Here is a 597-nt window from a genome sequence, read left to right as displayed (position 1 = left end):
CGCGGCGATCATCTTCATCTGCGGCGAGTCGTCCTGGCGCGAGGAGAACCGGGCGAACAGCGACGCGGTGATCGCGGGCAGCGGCACCGCGTTGTCGATGGCCGCCTCGACCGTCCAGCGGCCCTCGCCGGAGTCGGCCGCGAAGCCGCGCAGCCGCTCCAGGTGCTCGTCGTCGTCCAGCGCCTTGACCGCCAGGTCCAGCAGCCAGGACCGGATGACCGTGCCCTCCTGCCAGGAGCGGAAGACCTCGCGCACGTCGGTGACCGAGTCCACCGCCTCGAGCAGCTCCCAGCCCTCGGCGTAGGCCTGCATCATCGCGTACTCGATGCCGTTGTGGACCATCTTGGCGAAGTGGCCCGCGCCGACCTTGCCCGCGTGCACCGAACCGAAGTCGCCCTCCGGCTTGAGCGCGTCGAAGACCGGCTGCACCTTGGCGACGTTCTCCTTGTCGCCGCCGTACATCAGCGCGTAGCCGTTCTGCAGGCCCCAGACACCGCCCGAGACACCGCAGTCCACGAAGCCGATGCCGCGCTCGGCGAGCTCGGCGGCGTGCTTCTCGTCGTCGGTCCAGCGCGAGTTCCCGCCGTCGACGACGAC

At 70.4% G+C, this 597-nt stretch carries 1 protein-coding gene; it reads right to left on the bottom strand.

Annotated features, from left to right (window positions below; all coding sequences use genetic code 11):
- Positions 1–597: NADP-dependent phosphogluconate dehydrogenase (locus tag IE330_RS38565; RefSeq protein WP_190140826.1), on the bottom strand; the 597-nt coding region annotated here is incomplete at both ends.

It is taken from the genome of Streptomyces longispororuber, assembly GCF_014656095.1.
Lineage (GTDB): Bacteria > Actinomycetota > Actinomycetes > Streptomycetales > Streptomycetaceae > Streptomyces > Streptomyces longispororuber.
The sequence above is the reverse complement of the archived record's forward strand: the minus strand, read 5'-3'. Positions and strand labels throughout refer to the sequence as shown.